Source organism: Spirulina sp. CCY15215 (genome assembly GCF_016888125.1).
In the GTDB taxonomy this organism is placed as follows: Bacteria; Cyanobacteriota; Cyanobacteriia; order Cyanobacteriales; family Spirulinaceae; genus CCY15215.
Genome location: NZ_JACSWA010000524.1, coordinates 1 through 23,679, shown reverse-complemented (window position 1 = coordinate 23,679; position 23,679 = coordinate 1). Strand labels below are relative to the sequence as shown.

General features: G+C 42.8%; 25 protein-coding genes. 15 read left to right on the top strand and 10 right to left on the bottom strand.

Going from position 1 to position 23,679, the window contains the following annotated elements:
• A partial coding sequence (locus tag JUI58_RS17960) for a filamentous hemagglutinin N-terminal domain-containing protein (protein ID WP_204105176.1) occupies positions 1 to 535 on the bottom strand: 535 nt, incomplete at its 3' end.
• Positions 536 to 994: 459 nt separating this feature from the next.
• On the opposite strand from JUI58_RS17960, the gene JUI58_RS17955 reads away from it, so the two are divergent.
• Positions 995 to 1,186, top strand: a complete 192-nt coding sequence (locus JUI58_RS17955) for a hypothetical protein (protein WP_239121558.1) — start codon at positions 995 to 997, stop codon at positions 1,184 to 1,186.
• Here JUI58_RS17955 and JUI58_RS17950 read toward each other — a convergent pair.
• Both JUI58_RS17950 and lipA read right to left on the bottom strand, forming a co-directional pair.
• The gene (locus JUI58_RS17950; protein WP_204105175.1) at positions 1,157 to 1,342 is read right to left on the bottom strand and encodes a hypothetical protein; all 186 of its coding nucleotides are present in this window, start codon (positions 1,340 to 1,342) and stop codon (positions 1,157 to 1,159) included. The genes JUI58_RS17955 and JUI58_RS17950 overlap by 30 nt on opposite strands.
• A 2-nt stretch (positions 1,343 to 1,344) precedes the next feature.
• Positions 1,345 to 2,262 (bottom strand): lipoyl synthase, encoded by a 918-nt coding sequence (gene lipA, locus JUI58_RS17945; RefSeq protein WP_204105174.1) that lies wholly within the window; start codon positions 2,260 to 2,262, stop codon positions 1,345 to 1,347.
• Positions 2,263 to 2,447: 185 nt separating this feature from the next.
• Between lipA and JUI58_RS17940 the strand changes: the two genes are divergently transcribed.
• The 5 genes from JUI58_RS17940 (at position 2,448) to JUI58_RS17920 (ending at position 6,205) form a co-directional block, all read left to right on the top strand.
• Entirely contained in the window at positions 2,448 to 3,029 is a 582-nt protein-coding gene (locus tag JUI58_RS17940; RefSeq protein ID WP_348539920.1) for a response regulator, read from the top strand.
• A 115-nt stretch (positions 3,030 to 3,144) separates the two neighbouring features.
• The gene (locus JUI58_RS17935) at positions 3,145 to 3,558 is read left to right on the top strand and encodes a hypothetical protein (protein ID WP_204105173.1); all 414 of its coding nucleotides are present in this window, start codon (positions 3,145 to 3,147) and stop codon (positions 3,556 to 3,558) included.
• A 62-nt stretch (positions 3,559 to 3,620) separates the two neighbouring features.
• Positions 3,621 to 4,166: an RNA 2'-phosphotransferase gene (locus tag JUI58_RS17930; protein ID WP_239121559.1), complete on the top strand. Its 546-nt coding sequence runs from the start codon at positions 3,621 to 3,623 to the stop codon at positions 4,164 to 4,166.
• A gap of 21 nt (positions 4,167 to 4,187) precedes the next feature.
• Entirely contained in the window at positions 4,188 to 5,390 is a 1,203-nt protein-coding gene (locus tag JUI58_RS17925) for an AAA family ATPase (protein ID WP_204105177.1), read from the top strand.
• A gap of 17 nt (positions 5,391 to 5,407) precedes the next feature.
• Complete coding sequence (locus tag JUI58_RS17920) at positions 5,408 to 6,205, top strand: RNA methyltransferase (RefSeq protein ID WP_204105171.1); 798 nt, start codon at positions 5,408 to 5,410, stop codon at positions 6,203 to 6,205.
• 18 nt (positions 6,206 to 6,223) lie between these two features.
• Here the strand turns inward: JUI58_RS17920 and JUI58_RS17915 are convergent, their stop codons facing one another.
• The 5 genes from JUI58_RS17915 to JUI58_RS17895 all read right to left on the bottom strand — a co-directional run bounded on the left by JUI58_RS17915 (position 6,224) and on the right by JUI58_RS17895 (position 10,390).
• Entirely contained in the window at positions 6,224 to 6,439 is a 216-nt protein-coding gene (locus JUI58_RS17915) for a hypothetical protein (protein WP_204105170.1), read from the bottom strand.
• 107 nt (positions 6,440 to 6,546) lie between these two features.
• Complete coding sequence (locus tag JUI58_RS17910) at positions 6,547 to 7,341, bottom strand: EI24 domain-containing protein (RefSeq protein ID WP_204105169.1); 795 nt, start codon at positions 7,339 to 7,341, stop codon at positions 6,547 to 6,549.
• An 18-nt stretch (positions 7,342 to 7,359) separates the two neighbouring features.
• The gene (locus JUI58_RS17905; protein WP_204105168.1) at positions 7,360 to 8,292 is read right to left on the bottom strand and encodes an exopolyphosphatase; all 933 of its coding nucleotides are present in this window, start codon (positions 8,290 to 8,292) and stop codon (positions 7,360 to 7,362) included.
• A 29-nt stretch (positions 8,293 to 8,321) separates the two neighbouring features.
• Positions 8,322 to 10,112, bottom strand: a complete 1,791-nt coding sequence (gene feoB, locus JUI58_RS17900; RefSeq protein ID WP_204105167.1) for a ferrous iron transport protein B — start codon at positions 10,110 to 10,112, stop codon at positions 8,322 to 8,324.
• Positions 10,109 to 10,390: a FeoA family protein gene (locus JUI58_RS17895; protein ID WP_204105166.1), complete on the bottom strand. Its 282-nt coding sequence runs from the start codon at positions 10,388 to 10,390 to the stop codon at positions 10,109 to 10,111. Before JUI58_RS17895 ends, feoB begins: the two co-directional genes overlap by 4 nt.
• Before the next feature lie 121 nt (positions 10,391 to 10,511).
• Between JUI58_RS17895 and JUI58_RS17890 the strand changes: the two genes are divergently transcribed.
• Positions 10,512 to 13,967, top strand: a complete 3,456-nt coding sequence (locus JUI58_RS17890; protein WP_204105165.1) for an EAL domain-containing protein — start codon at positions 10,512 to 10,514, stop codon at positions 13,965 to 13,967.
• A 148-nt stretch (positions 13,968 to 14,115) separates the two neighbouring features.
• Positions 14,116 to 15,645, top strand: coding sequence for a 4-alpha-glucanotransferase (malQ, locus tag JUI58_RS17885; protein ID WP_204105164.1), 1,530 nt, complete (start codon positions 14,116 to 14,118; stop codon positions 15,643 to 15,645).
• Between the two features lie 82 nt (positions 15,646 to 15,727).
• On the opposite strand, the gene JUI58_RS17880 is transcribed toward malQ, so the two are convergent.
• Positions 15,728 to 16,357 carry a Uma2 family endonuclease gene (locus JUI58_RS17880; RefSeq protein ID WP_204105163.1) on the bottom strand — a complete coding sequence of 210 codons (630 nt, stop codon included), beginning with the start codon at positions 16,355 to 16,357 and terminating at the stop codon, positions 15,728 to 15,730.
• A gap of 41 nt (positions 16,358 to 16,398) precedes the next feature.
• Here JUI58_RS17880 and JUI58_RS17875 point away from each other — a divergent pair, with 41 nt between their 5' ends.
• The 4 genes from JUI58_RS17875 (at position 16,399) to JUI58_RS17860 (ending at position 21,182) form a co-directional block, all read left to right on the top strand.
• Positions 16,399 to 16,830: a CU044_2847 family protein gene (locus JUI58_RS17875; RefSeq protein WP_204105162.1), complete on the top strand. Its 432-nt coding sequence runs from the start codon at positions 16,399 to 16,401 to the stop codon at positions 16,828 to 16,830.
• A 19-nt stretch (positions 16,831 to 16,849) separates the two neighbouring features.
• Positions 16,850 to 20,452, top strand: a complete 3,603-nt coding sequence (locus tag JUI58_RS17870) for a HEAT repeat domain-containing protein (RefSeq protein WP_204105161.1) — start codon at positions 16,850 to 16,852, stop codon at positions 20,450 to 20,452.
• Positions 20,453 to 20,617: 165 nt separating this feature from the next.
• Positions 20,618 to 20,824: a hypothetical protein gene (locus tag JUI58_RS17865; protein WP_204105160.1), complete on the top strand. Its 207-nt coding sequence runs from the start codon at positions 20,618 to 20,620 to the stop codon at positions 20,822 to 20,824.
• On the top strand, positions 20,814 to 21,182 hold the full coding sequence (locus JUI58_RS17860; protein WP_204105159.1) for a hypothetical protein: 369 nt from the start codon (positions 20,814 to 20,816) through the stop codon (positions 21,180 to 21,182). The genes JUI58_RS17865 and JUI58_RS17860 overlap by 11 nt, the downstream gene beginning before the upstream one ends.
• Before the next feature lie 8 nt (positions 21,183 to 21,190).
• Here JUI58_RS17860 and JUI58_RS17855 read toward each other — a convergent pair whose 3' ends face one another.
• Positions 21,191 to 21,466 carry a hypothetical protein gene (locus JUI58_RS17855; RefSeq protein ID WP_204105180.1) on the bottom strand — a complete coding sequence of 92 codons (276 nt, stop codon included), beginning with the start codon at positions 21,464 to 21,466 and terminating at the stop codon, positions 21,191 to 21,193.
• Between JUI58_RS17855 and JUI58_RS17850 the strand changes: the two genes are divergently transcribed.
• The 3 genes from JUI58_RS17850 to JUI58_RS17840 all read left to right on the top strand — a co-directional run bounded on the left by JUI58_RS17850 (position 21,400) and on the right by JUI58_RS17840 (position 23,545).
• The gene (locus tag JUI58_RS17850; protein WP_204105158.1) at positions 21,400 to 21,741 is read left to right on the top strand and encodes a DUF433 domain-containing protein; all 342 of its coding nucleotides are present in this window, start codon (positions 21,400 to 21,402) and stop codon (positions 21,739 to 21,741) included. The genes JUI58_RS17855 and JUI58_RS17850 overlap by 67 nt on opposite strands.
• Complete coding sequence (locus tag JUI58_RS17845; RefSeq protein ID WP_204105157.1) at positions 21,710 to 22,045, top strand: DUF5615 family PIN-like protein; 336 nt, start codon at positions 21,710 to 21,712, stop codon at positions 22,043 to 22,045. The genes JUI58_RS17850 and JUI58_RS17845 overlap by 32 nt, the downstream gene beginning before the upstream one ends.
• Before the next feature lie 432 nt (positions 22,046 to 22,477).
• Positions 22,478 to 23,545, top strand: coding sequence for a M48 family metallopeptidase (locus JUI58_RS17840; protein WP_204105156.1), 1,068 nt, complete (start codon positions 22,478 to 22,480; stop codon positions 23,543 to 23,545).
• The last annotated feature ends 134 nt before the right edge of the window (positions 23,546 to 23,679 follow it).

Below are 23,679 nucleotides of genomic sequence, written 5' to 3'. Positions count from 1 at the left end.
CGATCCAACTGGGGTTATTCTGGTCAAATATTAAACTTGTCGGGCTACCGATTAAGGTGCTGTAGTTGTTGTCTCCGTAGGCGTTGAAGTAGTTATTCCCAAAGCCGATTCTGGTGGCGGTGGTGGCTCCAAAACTGCCGGGTACGTCCAAACTTGCCCCTTGGGTGAAGACCCATCCCGAGGGGTTCATCAGGAATAGGTTTGAGTTGCCTCCTGTGAGTTGGATGAGTCCTTGGATAATGCTGGGGTTTCCTCCTGTGACTCTTCCCACGACGTTGAGGATGTTGGGATTTGAGAGAAAGTTGGCGATTTCTTGGGGGTTTAAGCCGAATTCTTGGAAGGAGTGGAATAAATTGGCTCCGGCTTGGGTGCCGCCGTTAATATGGTAGGTGTTGCCGTTGTAGTTGATTATTGTCCCGGTGCCGTCGGGGGCTGCTGTTATTGATGTTTGCGCCTGGGCGGTGAGGGGTTTTGCTGCAATTAACCCGGTTAGGAGGAGGAGAGACAGGAGTTTTGGCAGTTTGAGTTGTTTCACGATTGGAGAAACCGGCTATTACTTCGTTTTCCAGTATAATTACTGAAAATTAGGTTGTTTGTTTTTGTAATATTTCTTTATAACTATTCGGAGATAATATTTTTTAGTTGTTATGGTGAGTGTAATTTTCAGAATGAATACTATCATTAAAATCTAGGGAGCGAGACGCTCCCACTACAGTTGGGTTTAGGGGGTAGGGGTGCAATGCTTGCACCCTGAAATTATGACCTATTATTAGGATTTGATATAACCCCCAAGGTGCCATCCCCCTAAATCCTCCTTCCTTAAATCCCCCTCCCGTCCCAGGCAGGGACTATTCATTAAGCAGAGAAAATTGTTACAATCCCTTATTTTTCGTTAGCAATCATCTGTTCTACAACGACACAATCGGGGTTACAGTCTTTTTCCCTAGAAGAAAATTTTACCCGCGAAATCTATCGTTATGAGGAGGAAAACAAAATGCCGTACATTACCAGTGTAGAGCGTTTGGGCATTGAGAAAGGACTGCAACAAGGTCGCCAAGAAGATATCATTTCCGTGCTGCAAGTGCGCTTTGAAATGGTCCCCGAAGTCCTGATTGAAACCGTCAATGGCATTCAAGATGATGCTATTCTCGCGAATTTACTCCGACAAGCGATCGCGCCACAATAATAAACTCCCTAAAACAATGGGGGGAACTAAGATCGCGATCGCCGCATTGAGAGAAGTCGGCGCGATCGCCAAATAAGGAGCAACATATTTAATCAATGCTGAAATTATCCCCGAAAGCAGAATAATTTTCAGAATAAAAACAATTTGACTTTGCATTATTAATTCTCAATTCCTGCATGATAAGAACTGCGAACCAAAGGAGCAGAACGCACGTGAGAAAAACCCAAAGAACAAGCTATTTCACCCAAGCGATCGAACTCCTCGGGAGTCCAATATTTGCGGACGGGTAAATGCTCCAAAGAGGGGCGCATATACTGCCCTAAAGTCAGGCGATCGCAGCCCACAGCCCGTAAATCCTGCATGGTTTGCACTATTTCCCCCTCGGTTTCCCCATGCCCCAACATTAAACCAGATTTGGTCGGGATCGTCTCATCAACCTCCTTAACCCACTGCAATACCACCAAAGAGCGATCGTACTTCGCCCCCCGACGCACCGGGGCTTGTAAGCGCTCCACCGTTTCGATATTGTGGTTATAACAGGCAGGTTTAGCCCTCGCGACCTCCCCCACTCGTTCCCGTTGCGCCTCTTTACCCCCTTTTCCCCCCCAAAAATCCGGCGTGAGAACCTCAATTTGCGTCCCTGGGTTGAGTTGGCGAATAGCGGTCATGGTCTTCACAAAAAATCCTGACCCCCCATCGGGCAGATCGTCCCGCGCCACGGAAGTGAGAACCGCATAACGCAGCCCCAATAAGGCGATCGCCTCCGCCACCTTGCCAGGTTCTTCCCCATCTAAAGGCATCGGCGCGCGTCCCTTATCCACCAAACAAAAAGCACAAGCACGAGTGCAAGTCTGTCCCATCAACAAAAATGTCGCCGTTTTCTGAGCGTAACACTCCCCTCGGTTGGGACATCGCCCTTCCTCGCAAATGGTGTGGATCTGTCGCTGCTTAATAATTCTTTGTACAGTGGAAATTTCACTGGCCGCCCCCAAGGGACGACGCAGCCAAGGCGGGAGAGCAGTAATTTCCTCTCGCCATTGTTTAATAGTAGCGGGGATTTCAGGGCGATCGGGCATGGCAGTCAAATTCGCGTCTATTTGCCTCTATTGTAGACTGCAAAGGCTTCCCCTCCCCCAAGATTCTCAGAATTAGCACAGAATTACCCCATTAAATCCCCAGCATCTGCCTCCCACTCTTTTCCCATAGGCTAAACTGAGTTAACATCAGTTTGTCTGCTTATTCGCCTCTCAAGGAGTCAGTTGTGGCCAGTCAAAAGATCCTCGTTATTGATGACAGCCGGGTTATCCGACGCATGGTTAAAGATATGCTTCCTGTGGGTAACGTGGAAGTGATTGAAGCGAAAGATGGTAAGGAAGGATTAGAATTAGTCCGCCAATCTAATCCGACTTTAATTATGCTGGATTTTTTGCTCCCTAAAAAAAGCGGTTGGGAAGTCTATCAAGAAATTCAGAAAGATGCAAAATTGCGCTTTATTCCCCTAATGTTAATGTCAGGGCGCAAGGAAGAGGTAACGGAAAAATTGCCGGAACCATTTCAGTATTTTGCTTTCGTTGAAAAACCTTTTGAAAAAAAACAGTTATCTGAAGCGATTAAAGACGCAATTCAGAAGTCAAGAATCCATAAAAAAGAACAGCCTGTTACTGAAGCGAAACCCGCCGCTACTGTTGCGGCTGCATCTCAAAATGTTGCATCTGGGGCGACGGTTTCTAATGCAGAAATCGAAGATCTGAAACTGCAAATGGCCAAGATGCAAAAGGAAATTAATACCCTCAAACAACAAATGACCAAATTAATTACCTTTATCAAGCAAAAACTGAAATAATCCGTTTATCAGTTACCAATCAGAAATAAGGGGATAGGAGGAATTCTTCCCTTATCTCTCATTTTCCTTCTTTTTTCACGTTATAATAAAACTTTACAATTCTTAAAGCTCTTTTATGTTGCCTCAAGCTCACTCTTTACCTGCAATTAGTAGCGCTATTTTGCTAACGACTTTTTTTGCGATCGCCCTTGGATTCGTGTTTAAAGATATGTTGGAATATCAAGTAGACTTTTGGGCAAAAAATCGTCAAACTCAGGCCAAAATTGACTACAAAAAGCCTCAAATGCTCATTGCCTACTTAGGACTAACTTTTTTTCTCACCTTTTTTGTAGGAGAATGTCTTTCAGTTTTTCAAATTGGTTACTTATTCGCTGGTGGAATCGCCTTGTTTGTTGTCTTACCTACGGCTCTTTTAATGTGGTTGCAATTAGGTTCGATGTTAGAGTTACTTTCCCGAGGTGGTTCGGAAGCGATTTCTATTGATACTTATTTGGAAGAGAAAGCCATGAAAATAGCGGCGAAAAAATGAAATGCCTTTCCTTGGAGATTGTATTATAATGTAATACGACATTCAAGAAAAGAAAGATCGTGCTGAGTGAATCTCGTCTGCGAAAAATCAGTAAATATTTAAGTTATCATCTGCGACATCATCCTGATGAACTGGGTTTGGAACTGGAAACGGGGGGTTGGGTGGAAGTGACTCAACTCCTAGCTGCTTGTCGTCAAAATCAATTTGTCATTCAACCCGTCGAGTTAGAAGAAGTGGTCGATCGCAATGACAAAAAACGCTTTTCTTTCAATGAGGATGGACGTAAAATTCGAGCCAATCAAGGGCATAGCGTTGAAGTCGATCTAGAATTAATACCCCAAACTCCACCCGAGGTACTTTATCATGGTACGGGACACAAAGCCGTCGCTGCTATTCTCAAGGATGGACTGTTAAAAATGTCTCGTCATCACGTACATTTATGCAGCGATCGCACCACAGCCAAAAAAGTAGGTCAGCGTCATGGAAAACCCGTTATTTTTCAAGTGAATACCGTCGCGATGTCTGAAGCAGCTTATGTTTTTTATTGTTCTCAGAATGGTGTTTGGTTAGTCGATCGCGTTCCCGCAGAATACTTAATCAAATTGTAAAACATTGCAATTTTAATGAATATGAATTCAGGATATTGGCAAGACGAGAATAATCAGAATAATCAACAGCAAAGCCAGGGATTATTGGGGTCAGGATGGCGACCTTTAGAACGCAATTTTGATCTTAATTTTTTCTTTTATTTAGTTCAAAACGATCCTTGGGAAGTTGCTCAAAAATCCTTAGATTGTGCCAGCGATCTCGCCGATGCTGTTGGACGGAATAACTATGCGTGGTGGGCAAATATACTCAACTTATTTTCCGAAAAAACCCACAGTCAATTTAACGAATTCTGGGAATATATTACCCCTGCACCCCCTTTTCCCGATAATCGTCACGGAGAAGTTTTAAGCGTAGAAACTCCTGTAGTGCAAATGGTGAATCGTTATAGTATTCCCATCGATTATGCCCTCAATCGCCTGCAAGAAATCACCCTATTTAAAATCTTAGATTTATTAGGTCAACCCAATACCATTTTGCAATATTATTTAGAGCGTTACTTTTACTATCCTGTGGAACGCTTTGTTAATTGGGAACGATTGGAAGTTTTAGGCACAATTTACGTTTACTGGGAAAAATATCAAGTTTGGTTAGAGGTTTATTCCTACGAAAGAGGACGACGGACTTATGTATTAATGGCTAAAGATATTACGCCCTTGGTAAATAAAGCAACCTATAATTTAGCAGTTGTTCTCAGTGGCTATCAGAGTCGAGTTGGACAAGTGCAAAGCGAATATTCAATTCGTTCCTTTCCCAAAGATATTCAAGACTTTACCGACACCGTACAACAGCAAATTCTAACCTGCGATCGCCTAGCGGTTTTAGCCCAAGGAGAACCGGGAACGGGAAAAACCGTCTGGACTCAAGCCGTAGCCAAGGAAATTTTAGTGCCGTTGGGTTATACTGTTTTTATTCTCGATCATGATGCGATCGAAAATTTTGTCCCACCGAGTTATTTAGAAAGAATTTGCTTGATTGTCAATGAAGCTGATAATCTGGCGCAAGATCGGGGTAGTCTTCCCGCTCAAAATAGTAATAAAACCGAGCATATTTTAAGTTTATTAGATGGGACATTATATCGCAGTGTCGTGGATGAATCTCGCCCCCAAAACCAACAGAAATTAGTGGTTTTATTAACCTGTAATACAACTAAGCGTCTCGATCCGGCTGTATTGCGTAAAGGACGCATCGATTTAATTGGCGAATTTGTCCATAAATTTGTTTAATTAAGTAATTAAAATAGATGATCTCTAGCGTACAAAACCCTTTAGTTAAAAGGTTAAAAAAATTGCGTCATCCTAAAGCAAGACGAGAACAGAATTTGTGCTTGTTAGAAGGAACAAAATTACTAGAAGCAGCCTGTGAAACTAATAGCCCGATCGCGTTAGTTTGCTGTACTCTGGCTTGGCGATCGCGCTATATTAAATTATGGTCAGAACTCTCTCAACGCGCTGAAAGGGTGGAAATAGTCACCCCGGAAGTCTTAAAGGCGATCGCCACCACAGTTAACCCCGATGGTATTATCGCCGCTATTCCTCGTCAGCCCGTTCGGGCAACTTGTTCTAAAAACCTCACTTTAGGCGTATTTTTAGAGCGCTTGCAAGATCCCGGTAATCTAGGCACAATTGTTAGAACCGCAGTTGCAGCAGGGGCTGAGGGATTATGGTTAAGTGCTGATAGTGTCGAGGCAGATAACCCCAAAACCCTGAGAGCCTCTACGGGGGCATGGTTTCGCCTGCCTATTGAAGTGAGTGAAGGTTTCTTACAAACCCTAGGGGAATACCGCGATCGCGGTTTACAAATTGTCGCGACTACCCCGCGATCGTCCCTCACTTATTGGGAGGTAGACTGGCAGCAACCCAGCATCATTCTTTTGGGCAATGAAGGGTCTGGACTGTCCCCAGAAGCAATGGCCTTAAGCGATCGCCAAGTCTCCATTCCTCTCTCGGCAGGGGTCGAATCTCTCAATGTTTCTGTGGCTGCGGCACTTCTCCTCTATGAAGCACACCGGCAAAGGAGAATGAGAAAAAAGCAAGCATAAATTCAATTCTCCCCGTGCCTATTCTTCCTTATTGTCTTCAGAAAACAATGCTTTGATATCTACCCCTATAGCGTCGAAATCATCGGGTTTGGCATCGGGTTGAGGAGGAATGGAGATTTCCTCGTCTTCTTCCTCGTCTTCCTCTAAAGGTTGCAGTAAATCTCCTAGGGCATCGAGGGATTGTTCAAAGGCTTCTGTTGAAGCGCGACGGAATTCTGATTGATTGTTATTCATTTTAACCTCAATTGTCTCGAGGGACAGCGATCGATACTCCACCCTTTAACTTTATCTTTAACTCTCAATGACCGACTGATTTTTTCTCGATTTAGTTTCCATTTGCTTCAATGTTCTAATTTGGGCAAAACGCGATCGCACCAAAATAATGTCCCAGAAGCAACGCAAAGCGGTACGGTAAATAGATTAACAAAAGGAATGCTAATCAGTCCGCAACAAACTAAACTAAAACTGGCACTGGCGGGGAAAGTTTGGATAAGAATCCCTAATTTTTGACGAAATTTCAAGCGACGGCGTTCGGAAGGACCGTCGAGGAAGTCTAACCCGGCGATCGCCGCAGTTAAGGCAATCCAAAGAAGGGCGATCGCTAATGAACCTACCCAAGGGACTATATTTAATAATAATAAGGGAATAGCAATTACTAACCAGAGAATCACTTTTTTGATTTCAAACAGAATTGCACGCCCAATATCGCGAATTAATCCGACTTCTATGGTTTTTGCTTCTCCCAAGCGAAACTTTTCCATTTCTTCTGAGAGTTTTCCATACCAGGGCGCACCTAAAAGCGTTCCGAATTGTAAGAGAAAAAATCCCGTGACTAAAAACAATCCCACCAATAAAAGAAAGCGCAGTAAATAAGTAAATGCAATAATTATATCGTCGAGAAATCCTAACCAAGCAGGCAGATCGGCGATTAAGCGATCGACTCTCATATCAATGCTTAAAGTTAGCGCATCAAAACCATTCCATGCAGGAAATAAGAGACTCGTATAGAGTAAAATCCCAACAAGAATGTTAACGGAAATGGGAATAATAAGAAAGCGCAGAAGAGAAGGCGATCGCCAAAAAATCTTCAATGTGCGGAAAGGATAAGTTGTTCCAGCAATTAATCCACAAACCATAATTGAGATACACCCCTTTTATGAACCTGTAATTTTCTGCACTAACTCTTGAAAGACTGCTGAAGCGCGATCGTTTTCCACTTGACAAGTGCCTGCATTGGCGTGTCCACCGCCCCCATATTCTAACATTAGTTTGCCAATATTAACCCCTGCGGTTTTATTGAGAATAGATTTACCCACGGCAAAGACGGTATTTTGTTTTTTCAAGCCCCACATAATATGTATAGAAATGTTACATTCGGGATATAAAGCATAGACTAAAAAGCGATTACCTGGATAGATTGTTTCTTCTTCTTTGAGGTCTAAAACTACAAGATTATCATAAGTTTTTCCGCAGCGTTCGAGTTGTTCTTTAAACTTTTCTGATTGTTCTAAATAAAAATCTCGTCTTTCTTTTACATCTTCAATATTCAAAATTTCTGCAATAGAATGGTTTTTGCAATAATCGATTAATTCCATCATTAACTGATAATTAGAAATACGGAAATTCTTGAATCGCCCTAGCCCTGTGCGGGCATCCATTAAGAAGTTTAAAAGCACCCAATCTTGAGGGTTTAAAATCTCTTCTCGATTAAATTGGGCTGAGTCTGCTTTATCGACTGCTGCCAGCATTTCTTGAGAGATATTGGGGAATTTTTCAGAGCCGCCATAATAATTGTAAACTACTCTAGCAGCAGAGGGGGCATCGGGATCGATAATATGATTGGGCTGAATTTCTGCATTTCTGATTGTCTCGCTCAAATGGTGATCGAATGCTAAATATGCGCCTTCGACATAGGGTAAATTGGTGGTAATGTGGCGATCGCTGATCTCGATTTTGCCATCCTGCATATCTTTAGGATGAACAAACTCGATCTTGTCAATTAAGTCAATATCTTTTAACAAAACTGCACAAACCAGCCCGTCAAAATCGCTGCGGGTAACGAGAGTATATTTTTGGTGTTCTGACATGAGTTTCTAATTGAAAAATTGTCTTAATTTTATAGTAATTCTAGCAGTTGTACACCTTGATAAAATAGGAAACTCGCTAACCATGCCAACCCTAGGGAATATACTAAAGAAAGTAAGGTAAATCTCCAAGATTTTGTCTCATTAAATAATGTTACAATTGTGGTTAGACAAGGGGTATACAACAAACAAAAAATACAAAAACTATAGCCTTGGGTAAATGTCACTGTTTCCGTAAGGCGATCGCCAACTCCGATCGCACCTAAACCATAAATAACAGCTAAAGAACCAATTACGATTTCTTTCGCTATAAAGCCAAAAATTAACGCTAAGGTTAAATAAGGATCGATGCCGATGGGCTGCATAATTGGACTCAAAAATGTGCCAATATGACCGCCAATTGTCTCTAATCCTACTGCACCAACGGGTAAACTGGTAATCAGCCAAACAGCAATGCAACCAAAGGTAATAAAACCGGAAGCACGAGATAAGAAGGTGCGTACTTCTCCCCATCCTCTCAAAGCGACTTGTTTCCAGGTAGGAAAACGATAGGGAGGAAGTTCTAAAACAAAGGGTTCATCATTGGGAAATGTACCTTGAAAAATAGCTGCCGTTGCGATCGCCGCTACAAAACTTAATAAATAAAGAGAAAATAAAACTAAAGCCCCATTCCCATTGGGAAACGTAGCGACAATAATAAAAACAAATACTTGTAAACGTGCCGAACAAAGAGAAAAAGGAATAGTTAACATAGTCAACAAACGTAAAGATTGCGATCGCATCACTCGCGTTCCCATTAATGCCGGAACATTACAACCAAATCCCATCATTTGCATGACAAAACTACGCCCATCTAAGCCCAAACGTGCCATGATTCCATCCATTAAATAAGCAGATCGAGATAAATAGCCGCTATCTTCTAAAACTGCCATGATAATAAAGAAAAGCACGATCAAAGGAACAAAAGAAGCAACAGTTGAGATCCCATTCCATAACCCATTAATAACAAAATCCCGAACAAGATCGGGAAAAGGCGCGATCGCCGGTGCAAGGCAATTTTTCAAGAACCACTCTGCCAAATTTTTAACAATATCTTGAGAAGGCAAACCGATCGCCCAAATGAGCCAAAATACAGCAAACATTCCCCCAAAAAATAACGGTAATCCCAAAATCGGATGCAAAAGAAGGCGATCGATGCGTTCCGTCCAAGTTATACTGATTTGGGCGGGAATTTCTACGGCAGCATCGAGAATTTCCGCGATCGCACTGGGGGGAATATCACCACTTTTATCTAACTGCATTGCTAAAGTTTGAGGCGAAATAGAAACAATATTTTCTGATAACTTTTTACTAATTGCTGCGTAGGCTTTTAGATAACCTTGCCCATGCTTTGCACTAATTAGAAACGTCGGCATTGACAATTGTTCTGTTAATTGTTTGGTATCGATGCAAATTCCATATCCTTCTGCCTCATCTGCCATATTTAACAGCAAAATGGCGGACAAACCCAAAGAGTTGAGTTGTAAAGGTAAACGAATTTGGCGATCGATCTGGGAGGCATTTAAAACAATAATCACTAGATCGATCGCATAGTTTTCCAGAAAATTGCGGACAATCTTTTCATCATCTGCTATTCCTTGGAGATCGTAAATACCAGGAAGATCGACAATTTCCATTTCCTCATGATCGATCTTTACCCTTGCTTGTAATAAATCCACCGTAATTCCCGGCCAATTTCCGACACTCGCAGACATTCCCGTAATACGATTAAAAAAGGTCGATTTGCCCGTATTTGGCATTCCGAGTAAGGCAATTCTCTTCATTTGCTCTGAGTCCCCTCAATCGGTATAACTGTTATATATTGAGCCTCCTGTCGCCGGATTGCAAGTTCTGTGGTTGTGCCGACGCGAATGTGCAGTAACCCGCCAAATTGGGCTTGACGGAGAACCTCAATGGGGCGATCGCGCACAACTCCCATTGCTTCCAAGCGCTGAGGAAATCTCTCTAAGGTTGTATTTTCTCCACAATCTACAATATTAGCCACACGAGCAGGTATTCTGGGTTTTAACTCCGCCAAAGTTATCGGTTTAATTTTCTTCATATTTCTATACCGTTGAACTTTTTTAATTGTATCTTTATAATTCGTAACTCAATACCCTAAAATAGAGAAAAATAGCAAGCAGCGAAAAAAAGGCTTGCATCTCAAACTCCAGATCGATTTGATGAAACAGTTTGCCCGATCGCAAAGATGTAAAAAGCAAGAACAGACCGAGAAAAGCTCAAAAATCAGTATATTCTCCGCGATCCCCATCGGCGATCGCGGAGAATATATTCCTTCACAGCTAAACCCTGACTGCATTACACTCTCTCTTTTTCCCAGCATTATTGCCCTAGTTGAGAACAGAAAAATATTAACTTTATTTGAGATTAAAACTTTACAATTATCTACCCTAAACCAGGCGCAAGAACCGTTTATGCTCTTGATATTGAGTGTTTTCGTGTTGGCTATGGTAATTCTCTTCAGAAAAAAAAAGAATATTTATCTTAAAAATCTATTCATAAAAAAGACAAAAAGTCAAGAAAAAACCTCGGAATCTGGGGAAATTTTAGAACTCCGAAAAAACCTTGCTGCTTTGACAAAGCTAAACGAGATTACTTTAACCAAACTCAATCATCGCCTCCGCTATCAATCAGCTATTGCTAATCTTAGTCAATTGAGCTTAAAAGAAACAGACTTTGATATTTTTCTCCAGAAAGCCGTTAATTTAATCGCCGAGACATTAGAACTCGAATTTGTTGGCCTTTTTGAACTTCTTGGGAATGAAAGTTCTTTTCTGCTCAAAGCAGGGATTGGCTGGCCAGCCAAATTCATCGGTTATGCCAAAATTTGGATTTCTGCAACCTCTTTAACGGGATATACCCTCAAAGAGAAAAACCCCATCGTTTTTGACGATCTCCGCATTGAAACACGCTTTCATGCTTCCCCTTTACTGCATAACCACAAAATTATCAGTGGTGCAAATCTTCTTATTCCTCAAGGAGAAAATTGCTATGGAATGTTAGGAACTTACTCAAACCGATCGCGGCAATTTACCCAAGAAGACCTCGAATTTCTGCAAACCGTCAGCCAGATTATCGCTGCTGCTGTCCAACAACAGGAACGACTGATTCAACTCAATCTCTTCAAACGCGCCATCGATGCCAATAGTAATAGTATTTCCATTAGCGAGGCGATCGCCAACGATATTCCCCTCATTTACGTTAATCCCAGCTTTGAAAAACTCACAGGATATAAAGCCGAGGAAATTGTCGGTCAAAGCAGTTTTACCATCTACGGAGAACAAGCCGATCCGGAGATTCAACAAGAGATTCTCCACGCGCAACTTTGCGGACTCGAGTATCATGCCGTCATCAAAAACTATCGTCGCGATGGCATTCCCTTTTGGAGTGAATTCCATCTTGCCCCCGTCCTCGATCTTCAAGGCTATCTGACCCACTATATCACCGTTCAAACCGACATCACCGATCGCCACCAAGTCGAAACCGCCCTGCGAAAAAGCGAAGAACAATTTCGCCTCACCTTTGAACTCGCCCCCATTGGAATGTTTATTATCAGTCTCGACGGCGATTATTTACAAGTCAATCAAGCCATCTGCAACGCTTTGGGCTATTCCCGAAGGGAACTCTTACACAAAAACCAAAAAGAATTAACCCATCCCGACGATCGCCAGGCGGATCTCGCCATCAATCAAAAACTATTACTGGGAGAAATCGATCGCTTTCAAATCGAAAAACGCTTCCTCGCCAAAGATAAACATATAGTTTGCGCCCTCCTGCAAGTCGTTCTCATTAAAGACGATCGCGCAATTCCCAGTCACTTCCTCGGACAATTAGTTGATATTAGCGATCGCAAACGGGCAGAAGAAGCCTTACATATTAGCGAACGGCGACTCGATGGCATCCTCACCTCCATAGAAGATGTGGTTTGGTCTGCCATCCTGCCAGAAGACCCAGAAAACGGGACAGAGGGTATTTTACTCATTTACCTCAATCAAGCCGCCGAAACGATTTACGGTCGTCCCGTCAGCGAATTTTTCCAAAATCCCAATCTTTGGTTTGAAATTGTTCACCTTGAAGATCGGGCGCGAGTCAAACGCCAAGTGCAAGTGTTAATGAGTACCGGATCTGCACAAATCGAATACCGTATTCTCCGCCCCCAAGGAGATCTGCGCTGGCTCCACTGTCGCAGCCGTTTAGTCCATGATGAAGATGGGAAACCCAGCCGTATTGATGGCATTAGTAGCGATATCACCGATCGCAAGCAAGCCGAAGAAAAACTGCACCACAGCGCCTTTTACGACTCCCTCACCGACTTACCCAACCGCGCCTCATTTATCGATCGCCTCTGGCATACCATGCGCCGCGCCAACCGTCGGGGCGGATATTTATTTGCCGTTCTTTTCCTCGACCTCGACTGGTTTAAAGTCATTAACGACAGCTTGGGGCATAGCCTCGGCGATCGCCTCTTAATCCAACTATCTCGGCGTTTAGAAAGTTGCTTGCGTCCCAGCGATACCTTAGCCAGACTGGGGGGAGACGAATTTACCATTCTTCTCGAAGAACTCCAAGATCCCCAAGCCGCCATTGAGATTACCGAAATGATTCTTGATAGTTTGCGATCGCCCTTCGATCTCGACGGTCACGAAGTTTTTACCAACACCAGTATCGGCGTTGCGTTCTCCCGCGTGCAATGTAGAGAAAAGGAGACATCTTCTTGTTCTGCCATTATTTACGATCGCCCCGAAGATTTTCTGCGGGATGCCGATACTGCCATGTATCGCGCCAAAGCCCTCGGTAAGGGGCGCTACGCCATCTTCGACAGCAATATGCACGCCTCTGCCCTCGCCCGTTTAGAACTGGAAACCCACCTGCGGCGATCGCTAGAACGACAAGAATTATTTGTTTGCTATCAACCCATTATCTCCCTCAAAACCGGAAAATTAACCGGATTTGAAGCACTGATACGCTGGCAACATCCCGAAAAAGGATTAATTTCCCCAGTCAAATTCATTCCCATCGCCGAAGAAACCGGAGAGATCGTTGCTATTGGTGCTTGGATTTTACGAGAAGCAACCCGACAACTTCAGCTTTGGCACGAGCAATTTCCCTATTATTCATCTTTAACCATGAATATTAATCTTTCTGGCAAACAAATTCGCGAATCTGATTTCATCAAAACCATTGACCAGACCTTGGTGCAAACGGGACTAAAGGGAACATCCCTGAAATTAGAAATTACCGAAAGTGTCTTAATGGATAACGTTGACGCAGCCACACAAATGCTTTTAGCCCTGCGCGATCGCGATATTCAACTCTGTATTGATGATTTTGGCACCGGTTATTCTTCCTTAAGTTACCTGCATCGTTTTCCCGTTAATACCTTGAAAATCGATCGCTCTTTTGTCAAGCGGATGAAACCCAATGGCACAAACTTAGAAATCGTTCAGGCGATCGTCTCTCTCTCCCGTGCCTTGGGCATGGATGTCGTCGCAGAAGGTATTGAAACCGAAGCACAATTAATACAACTCAAAGATTTAGGCTGCGAATTCGGTCAAGGCTATTTATTCTTTCCTCCTCTCACTAAAGATGAGGTTGAAGACGTTTTAAAGAAAGGATAAGGGGGATATGATGAATGATGAAGGATGAATATTGCCTATTGCCTATTGTCTTCTCCCCCTTGATAATTGAGTTTGGGGGAAGGAATAAACGAATTTACCTCTCTCCGATCTGTTGATAACTGATAACTGATAACTGATAACTGAATATATGCCTTTATCGAGACGCGCTAGTGGAATTTTGCTGCATCCCACCTCACTCCCCGGTCGTTTTGGGATTGGGGACTTAGGACAAGAGGCCTATCGTTTTATCGATTTCTTAGTCGAAAGCGGGCAGCAGGTGTGGCAAATCTTACCCATCGGACCGACGGGATATGGAAATTCTCCCTATCTTTCCTATTCTGCCTTGGCCGGAAATCCCCTTTTAATTAATTTGGAATGGCTTGAGTCTGAGGGACTGTTAAGCGCGACGGATTTGGCAAATTTACCCGAGTTTAAGGGCGATCGCGTTGATTACGATCGCGTTATTGCCAGCAAAATGCCCCTGTTAAGAAAAGCCAGTCAAAATTTCTTCACCCTCGCAACTTCAGAAAAAGTACAAGCCTTTGAAATCTTTTGTCAAAAACAGGCTTATTGGTTGAACGACTATGCCTTATTTATGGCAATTAAGGAACAGTTCCAAGGGAAAAGTTGGTATCAATGGAACAAAAAACTCGCGAAACGCGATCGCGATACCCTGGCCACCTATCGGGAACAATTGCAGCCGGAAATCTTTTTCCATCAATATGTACAATCGGAATTTTTCCGGCAATGGTCTACTTTGAAGGAATATGCCAATCAAAATGGCGTGGAAATTTTTGGGGATATTCCCATTTATGTTGCCCATGATAGTGCCGATGTTTGGGCAAATCCAGAGATTTTTCGTTTGGATGAGGAAACAGGAGAAGCGGAATTAATGGCTGGGGTTCCACCGGATTATTTCAGCGAAACGGGACAACTCTGGGGCAATCCTGTTTATAACTGGAAGGTATTAGAAGAAACTAAGTTTAAATGGTGGGTTAAGCGTATTGAGGGAATGCTGAATTATGTCGATCTGATGCGAATTGACCATTTTCGCGGCTTTGAGGCTTATTGGGCAGTACCCCAAGGGGAAAAGGTTGCCACGAATGGGGAATGGCTGAAGGCCTCCGGACGAGAATTTTTCACGATTCTGAAGGAAGATTTAGGAGAGTTACCCATTGTGGCAGAGGATTTGGGTGTCATTACTCCAGGAGTGGAAGAATTGCGCGATCGCTTTGAGTTTCCTGGAATGAAAGTCCTTCATTTTGCTTTTGATTCGGGAACGGATAATGGGTTCTTACCTTTTAATTATCCTTATAATTGTGTTGTTTATACGGGAACTCACGATAATAATACAACGGTAGGTTGGTTTGAGGTGCGATCGCCGGAAGAAAAGCAGCGTGTTTGGGACTATTTGGGGGGAGAAGCAACGGAGGAGATTCACTGGGCTATGATTCGTTTAACTTTATCTTCTGTTGCTAAATTAGCCATTATTCCCCTTCAAGACCTCTTGGGATTGAATGAAGAAGAAGGACGCATGAATCTTCCTGGCCGTGCCGAAGGAAATTGGGATTGGCGCTATAATTCCCAACAATTGACTTCTGAAATTGGCGATCGCCTTGCTAAGTTAACTGAAGTGTACGGTCGCGCCCCGGAACAAAAGGAAGAAGAAGAACGCTAAAACTAAAACTAAAAGGAGAAAGATTAATCTTTCTCCTTTTGTACTTACTAAAGTTTTCATGCTCACTAAAATACTAATATTTTTAACTTAAACGTTGGCGCAATTCTCGAATCGCTGTCCCGGTGCCGCGATCGCCAGCAGTTTGAAAGACGGAAATGGCGATCGCTTCTAAATCGAGATCGGGAAAATAACGGCTATGCGATCGTAAGGAATAAGCCTCATTTTCTAGGACATAAATTTGCGATCGGGTGTTTTTAAATAACCAAACTTCTGGGATTTTGTAAGGGAGATAATCCTCGGCTGCAGTATAACTGGTTACATCGATTTCGATTACTAAATCGGGAGGTGGATCGATCTGCCAGTTGATGCGATCTTTGCCTACTGCTGCTTGCCAATTGTCGATATAAAAGCAATAATCTGGTTCTATTCCTCCTGCTTCTGGCAGTTCGATGGTAATAGGGGTAAATGCCTCATAATCGCGATTTTGACTGTCGAGTAAAACTTTGACGATATCAGCCACAATATTGGCTTCTCGTCCATGTCTTGGCATTGGACTCATGAGCAAAATTTCCCCAGGGCGATATTTAATCCGAGGAATTGAGCCATCATCTCGACTCTCGCACAGTGTTTTATAGTCTTGCCAAGTTCCGGGAATTTTGACGACGGTACCCGGTGGGATTTGCGTTTTGCTTGGGGAAATAACTGCATACATCGTGGGATTTTCCGGTTATTTACTGCTTATTTTAGCAATTTTTGAGGAGCGCGATCGCATTTCAGGGATGGAGAGATGCGATCGCGTATAGTAAAAATATTAGTTCACAAGCGATCGCTACTATGTCATTAAAAGTTACTACCATAAAAGCCCCTGACGGAAAAGAAATCTATATTCAATACGATGAACTCGACAGTGATGAATTACAGGCTGTGGGTGCATCGGATATTATTGATGATATTCAAGCGCGTACCGATCGCTTAAAATCAGTGCTATCGAGTACGGTGCAGGTCTATTCGCAAACAATTCTCTCAAGTATTAAAGATGCAAGTGAGGATATCAAACCGAGTAAGGTCACATTAGAATTTGGGTTACAATTGGGGGGCGAAATGGGGATTCCTTTCGTGACGAAGGGGACTGCTCAAGCAAATGTTGCAGTGACGATTGAATGGGATTTGAGCGATAACAGTTGAGATAGCTTGAGGTTAGCTGATGGCTTACTATAGCATCGATCACTGTCGAGAGTCGATGGTGAGGATTTTGAAGGGCGATCCCTCCGAAACATTGCCCGATCGCGCATCGACTGCGGGATCGGGATTTATCATTCGCGATGACGGGTATTTGATTACCTGTCATCACGTTGTTTATCAGTTGGAATGTCTTTGGGTTGAATATCAAGATAAACCGTATAAGGCGAAATGGTGTGAGGAATATTCGGATCCGGATGTTGATATTGCGATTCTCAAAATTGAGGTTCAACAGGCGATCGCTGTTCCGATTATCAATCCCTCGCAGTTAGAGACAAGCGTTACAATTTATGGGTTTCCCGATAAGAAATACTTTTCTGGAGGCTATCCGGTATCAGGACAAGATATTCAACTCAGTACAACATTAGATGTATTGGAAACTTATCAAAATAAGACAGTGACAGGCGATCGCGCTTGGAATATTTTACCTCAACCGAGGGCGAAGTTTCTTTCTCACAAAATTGATACAAAGGTAGAACCGGGAACGAGTGGAGGGGCTGTAATTGCTGAAGATTTGGGCGGTATTGTGGGGATTATTCAATGCAGTAATAAAAGTGGCGATCGTCAAACTTACTGCATCCGTTGGGACAATATTACGAGGCAATTAGAGCAACTAAATTTAGAGCCAAAGCAGCAAGTTATCCGTCAGTTTTTAGAGGAGATTGAGGAGAAAGTTAAATATTTGCGCTTGTTTCACGTTCCTCAAGAAAGAATTTTATTGCAAGAGCAGTATATTGAGATTCAGGTGACGCTAGAACGGAAGTTTAGGCATGAGTTTGAAACAATGAGAGGTTATGCGGAATCCGAGATGGATAATCAACGGATTTATGCGTTAAAAGGGATGGGACAGGAAAAAGAAAGAACGCAGGTTAATTGGCAGGAAGCGAGAAAAGAACATCAAAGAATGGTCGTGCTTGCAGATCCGGGGATGGGAAAGTCTACTTTATTAAAACAGGAAGCATTGACGGTTATTTCTCGCGCAAAGGAGCAGTTAGAGGGCAATGAGAAAACAGAAAAAATTATCATTCCGCTATTATTTCGCCTATCAAAGTTAGCGGAGAGCAAAAAAACAATTCTGGAGCGCATTTTTGAGTTATTAAAAGAAGAATATGGGGAACAGTGGGACAGTTGGGATCGGCAAGTTAGTTTTGAATTGTTGTTGCGGGAGAAGTTAAAAGCGGGGACTTGTTTGCTGTTATTTGATGCTTTGGATGAAGTGCCAAAGGAACAGCGTTTAGGTTTAAAAGAACGGTTAAATGGGTTTGCGAAACAGTGTCCTTGTGCGATTATTTTAACTTCGCGGATTGTGGGTTATGATGGTTCTTTTGTCAATAGTGGGAAGGATTTGGAAATCGTTCCTTTTGGACGAGAACAGACGCAAAAATACATCGAATATTGGTTTAAAAATGCTGAGGGACATTTGCAAGATGAAACAGTTTCGGCGGAGGGATTGATAGCAGAGTTGGAGCAAAAGCCGCAAATTCAAGGATTAGTGCAGAATCCTTTATTGTTGTCGTTATTATGCAGTTTGTATCAAACGCAAGGATTGATTCTTCCGGCACGTCGCACGCAAGTCTATCAGCAAGCGGTGAATTATATGTTGAAGGATTGGAGTCGGGAGAATGAACGAAAGTTACAGAAAAAGGGTTGGATATTGGCAAAAATTGAGTTATTGGAGTTTTTGGCCTATCGCATCAGTTGTCAAAATAAGGAGGTTTTTCGGTTGGAAGATGTGCGGGAAAGTTTGCGGGAATATCTGGAAGATGGGAAAGCGATCGATTTTCAAAAGGTGACAATTGCCGATTTATTGGAGGAGTTGACGGAGGAGGATGGAATCATTCAAAAGTTATCGAGAGATGGGAATGAATATTTATTTCTCCATCGGACTTTTCAGGAATATTTAACGGCGGCTTATTTGAAAAGTGAAATTGCTAAGAATCAAAAACAAGGTATTGCTTTAGTTAAAGAACATCTTTGGGAATATGATTGGCACGAAACGATTAGTTTAGTAGCGGGTTTACTAGAGGATTCGATCCCGCTTTTACAGTCAATTCTCCGAGAAAAAGATGATATTTTTAAAACACTATTGTTATTAGCAGGATCGTGTATTGTTGAATGTAAAAATGTCTCTCATCCTCTAATCGATAAAATCATTGCTCGAATCGTTCGATTTTGGCACTCTTATCGTAATGCTAAATTTATTCGATCGGTTCTGATTTCTTTGGGAAAAATAGAGCATTTACAAATCATTGAACTTTTAATTACTGCTCTCAATGACTCGGATGGGTCTGTTAGAATGAGTGCAGCCGATGCGTTAGGAAAAATGGGCAATGAGAGAGCAGTAGAGCCTTTAATTGCCGCTCTCAATCACTCGGATGAGTCTGTTAGAAGGAGTGCAGCCTATGCGTTAGGAAATATCGGCAATGAGAGAGCAGTAGAGGCTTTAATTGCCGCTCTCAATCACTCGGATGGGTCTGTTAGAATGAGTGCAGCCGATGCGTTAGAAAAAATGGGCAATGAGAGAGCAGTAGAGGTTTTAATTGCCGCTCTCAATGACTCGGATGAGTCTGTTAGAATGAGTGCAGCCTATGCGTTAGGAAATATCGGCAATGAGAGAGCAGTAGAGGCTTTAATTGCCGCTCTCAATCACTCAGATGAGTCTGTTAGAATGAGTGCAGCCAATGCGTTAGAAAAAATGGGCAATGAGAGAGCAGTAGAGCCTTTAATTGCCGCTCTCAATCACTCGGATGAGCCTGTTAGATGGAGTGCAGTCAATGCGTTAGAAAAAATGGGCAATGAGAGAGCAGTAGAGCTTTTAATTGCCGCTCTCAATGACTCGAATGGGTGGTTTAGAATGAGTGCAGCCGATGCGTTAGGAAATATCGGCAATGAGAGAGCAGTAGAGCCTTTAATTGCAACTCTCAATGACTCGGATTGGTATGTTAGAAAGAGTGCAGCCAAAGCGTTAGGAAATATCGGCAATGAGAGAGCAGTAGAGCCTTTAATTGCCGCTCTCAATGACTCGGATGAGTCTGTTAGAAAGAGTGCAGCCGATGCGTTAGGAAATATCGGCAATGAGAGAGCAGTAGAGGCTTTAATTGCCGCTCTCAATGACTCGGATGAGTCTGTTAGAAAGAGTGCAGCCGAAGCGTTAGGAAATATCAGCAATGAGAGAGCAGTAGAGCCTTTAATTGCCGCTCTCAATGACTCGGATTGGTATGTTAGAAGGAGTGCAGCCAATGCGTTAGGAAATATCGGCAATGAGAGAGCAGTAGAGCCTTTAATTGCCGCTCTCAATCACTCGGATGAGTATGTTAGAATTAGTGCAGCCAATGCGTTAGGAAAAATCGATAATCCAGAGATTTTGGAGAAATTAATCCACAATTGGCAGATTGATATCTATCGACACGATATTTTTCCCCTTGCTCGACGATTGGCTGTGCGCTACAGTCGGAATAACTACCCTTTTATTCCCGTTTATCCGCAGTTCGTTCGTTTTTCTTATTCTCCTCTCCTCACCTTCACCCATCGTCAATTCCAACACCTCAAGCGGTTTTTAAAAACTTGAAAGCCCGATCGCGTCTCCATTTCTGTTTCCCAAACAAGCGATTCCCTACGGGACACTTCGTGAACGCCTCCTTGAAAAAAACCACTAAAATGAATTCAAATGCGATCGCGTTTGCTAAAATAATCTTATATCAAACCCGGTTAATGGGGATAACAAGCGCGCAAGATGCCCGCACTACTACCCTTGGATATTACGGTAGTGGGAGCGTCTCGCTCCCTAGATTTTGAATTATGGTATTTAGATTTTGAATTATGGTATTTAGATTTTGAATTATGGTATTTATGCGGATTTGATATTATTAACATTCTCGAAGATGGTATTGCAATTTTCGTTCTTATGAAGAAACATTCGAGGAATAATCATGAAAAATAAATCCTTTATTGGCTTAAATCAATTTCAAATCGGACTCCCTCCAACGGGATACGGATATTTATTTATAAACTTGCGCTACCTTGAAGGGATAAACCCAGAAGATGCGATCGCCAAAATTAAAGAGATAGGTTATGAACCTCAACTGCGATATATGACAACAGAAGATAGCATAGACTCGTGCCTTTTGTTGAAGAATATAAAAATAAAAAATTCAATCGAAGAAGAACAACTTGGAGAAGAGTTTGAATCTCTCACCATTGCACTCAATCAAGAAAAAACGATCGCCGTTCAATGTATCATTGGCAAACCGACAAAAACGGCTCCATCGAGGGATCGTACTGCTGCTGTTTCAATATAATACCAATTTCAATTTTTCCAATTGCGTAGAATTAATTTGCGGTTTTTAAAAACTTGAAAGCCCGATCGCGTCTCCATCTCGATTTCCCAAGCCAGCGATCGCACCTCCATCCAAAATACTCGTACCAATTGAATAAAACCCGCGATCGAAAAAGCGATCGCGCCTCCAAACAAAAAACTGTCATAATAAAATAAATCAATTAGATTACAAACGCGACATGACCATTCAATCGGTAATCGCAGAACATATTGCAATAACTCCCGGCGTTTGTGGCGGAAAACCACGCATTGCAGGACATCGAATCAAAGTGCAAGATATTGCGATTTGGCACGAATATCTAGGAATGTGTCCCGATGAGATCGCATATCATTACCCCAGTATCACCTTAGCTGATGTCTATGCAGCCTTGGCATACTATCACGACCATCTCGAAGAAATTCGCCAGCAAATCGCAGAAGGAGAAGCATTTGCAGAAGAATTAAAAACTAAAACTCCTTCTCTCCTGCAACAAAAATTGAAAAATTGCAATGCCACAAACGATTCGATTTCATTTAGATGAAAATGTGAATGGCGCGATCGCAGAAGGTCTCAGACGGCGAGGTATTGACGTAACAACCTCGCCAGAACAAGGACTCATGGGAACTTCTGATGCAGAACAATTGCAATTTGCATTATCCCAAAATCGAGTGATTTTTACACAAGATGACGATTTTTTACGACTTCATCATGCAGGAATCAACCACTCCGGTATTATTTATTGCAAGCAGAATAGTCGCTCGATTGGGGGAATTTTGCAATTTTTGGTTTTAATTTGGGAATGCCTCGAACCCGAAGAAATAAGCGATCGTGTGGAATTTATTTGAGGTTTTTAAAAACTTGAAAGTGCGATCGCGCCTCCATCCAAAATACTCGTACCAATTGCATAAAACCGCCAAGCGATCGCCGAGATAGAGATAAGCTCGATAAATAATTTGAGTGCAACAAAATCAACCCGTAAAACCGTTCATTTGAGTCGCTGGTTTAATGATGCGATCGATACGAGTTTCGCCGCATTTTTCTACGCCATACGGTGAGGAAATAACCGATACGATGTTGGCTCAGGGAGTGAGTCAAGTTCTCAGTGCAGTTTTGGACAGGCGATCGCTTTTGCGTTTTGTGCCTTGGGGGGGGGAGCTTTTGTTGCTGTTTGGGTGGGGGAGTTTGGTTGCGGTTTTAATGGAGATTTTGCGGATCTATTGCAAAATTTCTAAGCTGTGTTAGAATTCCTCTTAGAAAGTAAATCACGCTTAAATACCATGAAAGTAAAATCTCTTTTAGTAGCTTTTCTCTCCCTCTTAGCGATCGACGTAGGATTAGCAAATGCAACCTCTATTAAGTTTGTCGAATCCAAATCTATCGAACCTCAAACTCAGTCAGGTACTCTCCTCGCACAAAAGCAATCTACCAATCCAGAAGCCTTGTTTGAACAAGCCAAACAAGAACTTCCCGAAGATTATTACGCACTTTATCGAGTTTTAGAACGGATTGCCCGCGCCAACCAATTAGATAATCTACCTTGGCGGCTTCATGTTGCTCGAGACTATGACGTAAATGCCTTTGCGACAGACGTGAACCTCATTGCTTTCTTTAATGGCTTATTAGATCGGATTGATGGCGATCCCCACGCGATCGCTTGCGTAGTCGGTCATGAAATGGCACACCATACCAAAAATCATATTGCCGTTGGTAGTGCAGAACGAGAACGAATTTTGCAAGAATTCCGTGCAGAAGCGGTTGCAGAAGTGACCGCAGAAGAAGAGGATTTACGAGACGATCTGCAAGGATTAAATACCGGAGAATGGGTGACATCCGGTGCTGGTAGCATTGCCAGCTCTCTCTTTGGCGGGAATGGCGGCTTGATCGGTACGGGAATCAATGCTCTGGGGGGAATTTTTCGAGGTAATCGGGAGCGACGCATCAAAAAAGCGATCGAACGTATTGATACTATTTACGCAGAAAAAGAAGCACAAATTACAGAAGAGTGGCAAACCCTCAACCACAACCAAGAATTTGAAGCAGATGAAATCGGCTATACCTATATGATGCGGGCGGGATTTAATCCTCAAGGCTGTCAAACGGTCATGACGGTGTTGGGTCGTTTGGGTATCACGGAAAGCACGACTCACCCAGCCACACCGGAACGAGTTGAGGCGCTTAATAGTTTTGCAACTAAGTATCCGACTCAGGCTTTAGTGAATGAAGGGAAAGCGAATTTAGCCGCAAGTCCAGCCCCCTTAACTTATGATTTATCCCGCGATCGCGCCACGCTGCGTATCAATTCTCAAGCGGGAAGTGGCAATTTTGAAGATGTTTTTCCCGATTAGCGATCGCGCTTTTTAAAGTTCCCAGAAATTGACATATTCTCACCGCTAAACGCTTTAGCGTTCTGCGGTCAGACCCCGCGTCGCCGAAAGGCGCAAGGGAATGCTGACCAAGAAGAGCGGGAGATTCTTGAACT

Excerpts from the sequence above, each read along its gene's own strand:
- JUI58_RS17955 (WP_239121558.1), top strand. The coding sequence starts at position 995 with ATGCCGTACATTACCAGTGTAGAGCGTTTGGGCATTGAGAAAGGACTG.
- JUI58_RS17950 (WP_204105175.1), bottom strand. The coding sequence starts at position 1,342 with ATGCAAAGTCAAATTGTTTTTATTCTGAAAATTATTCTGCTTTCGGGG.
- lipA (WP_204105174.1), bottom strand. The coding sequence starts at position 2,262 with ATGCCCGATCGCCCTGAAATCCCCGCTACTATTAAACAATGGCGAGAG.
- JUI58_RS17935 (WP_204105173.1), top strand. The coding sequence starts at position 3,145 with ATGTTGCCTCAAGCTCACTCTTTACCTGCAATTAGTAGCGCTATTTTG.
- JUI58_RS17925 (WP_204105177.1), top strand. The coding sequence starts at position 4,188 with ATGAATTCAGGATATTGGCAAGACGAGAATAATCAGAATAATCAACAG.
- JUI58_RS17920 (WP_204105171.1), top strand. The coding sequence starts at position 5,408 with ATGATCTCTAGCGTACAAAACCCTTTAGTTAAAAGGTTAAAAAAATTG.
- JUI58_RS17915 (WP_204105170.1), bottom strand. The coding sequence starts at position 6,439 with ATGAATAACAATCAATCAGAATTCCGTCGCGCTTCAACAGAAGCCTTT.
- JUI58_RS17910 (WP_204105169.1), bottom strand. The coding sequence starts at position 7,341 with ATGGTTTGTGGATTAATTGCTGGAACAACTTATCCTTTCCGCACATTG.
- JUI58_RS17905 (WP_204105168.1), bottom strand. The coding sequence starts at position 8,292 with ATGTCAGAACACCAAAAATATACTCTCGTTACCCGCAGCGATTTTGAC.
- feoB (WP_204105167.1), bottom strand. The coding sequence starts at position 10,112 with ATGAAGAGAATTGCCTTACTCGGAATGCCAAATACGGGCAAATCGACC.
- JUI58_RS17895 (WP_204105166.1), bottom strand. The coding sequence starts at position 10,390 with ATGAAGAAAATTAAACCGATAACTTTGGCGGAGTTAAAACCCAGAATA.
- JUI58_RS17890 (WP_204105165.1), top strand. The coding sequence starts at position 10,512 with ATGAAACAGTTTGCCCGATCGCAAAGATGTAAAAAGCAAGAACAGACC.
- malQ (WP_204105164.1), top strand. The coding sequence starts at position 14,116 with ATGCCTTTATCGAGACGCGCTAGTGGAATTTTGCTGCATCCCACCTCA.
- JUI58_RS17880 (WP_204105163.1), bottom strand. The coding sequence starts at position 16,357 with ATGTATGCAGTTATTTCCCCAAGCAAAACGCAAATCCCACCGGGTACC.
- JUI58_RS17870 (WP_204105161.1), top strand. The coding sequence starts at position 16,850 with ATGGCTTACTATAGCATCGATCACTGTCGAGAGTCGATGGTGAGGATT.
- JUI58_RS17865 (WP_204105160.1), top strand. The coding sequence starts at position 20,618 with ATGCCCGCACTACTACCCTTGGATATTACGGTAGTGGGAGCGTCTCGC.
- JUI58_RS17860 (WP_204105159.1), top strand. The coding sequence starts at position 20,814 with ATGAAAAATAAATCCTTTATTGGCTTAAATCAATTTCAAATCGGACTC.
- JUI58_RS17850 (WP_204105158.1), top strand. The coding sequence starts at position 21,400 with ATGACCATTCAATCGGTAATCGCAGAACATATTGCAATAACTCCCGGC.
- JUI58_RS17845 (WP_204105157.1), top strand. The coding sequence starts at position 21,710 with ATGCCACAAACGATTCGATTTCATTTAGATGAAAATGTGAATGGCGCG.
- JUI58_RS17840 (WP_204105156.1), top strand. The coding sequence starts at position 22,478 with ATGAAAGTAAAATCTCTTTTAGTAGCTTTTCTCTCCCTCTTAGCGATC.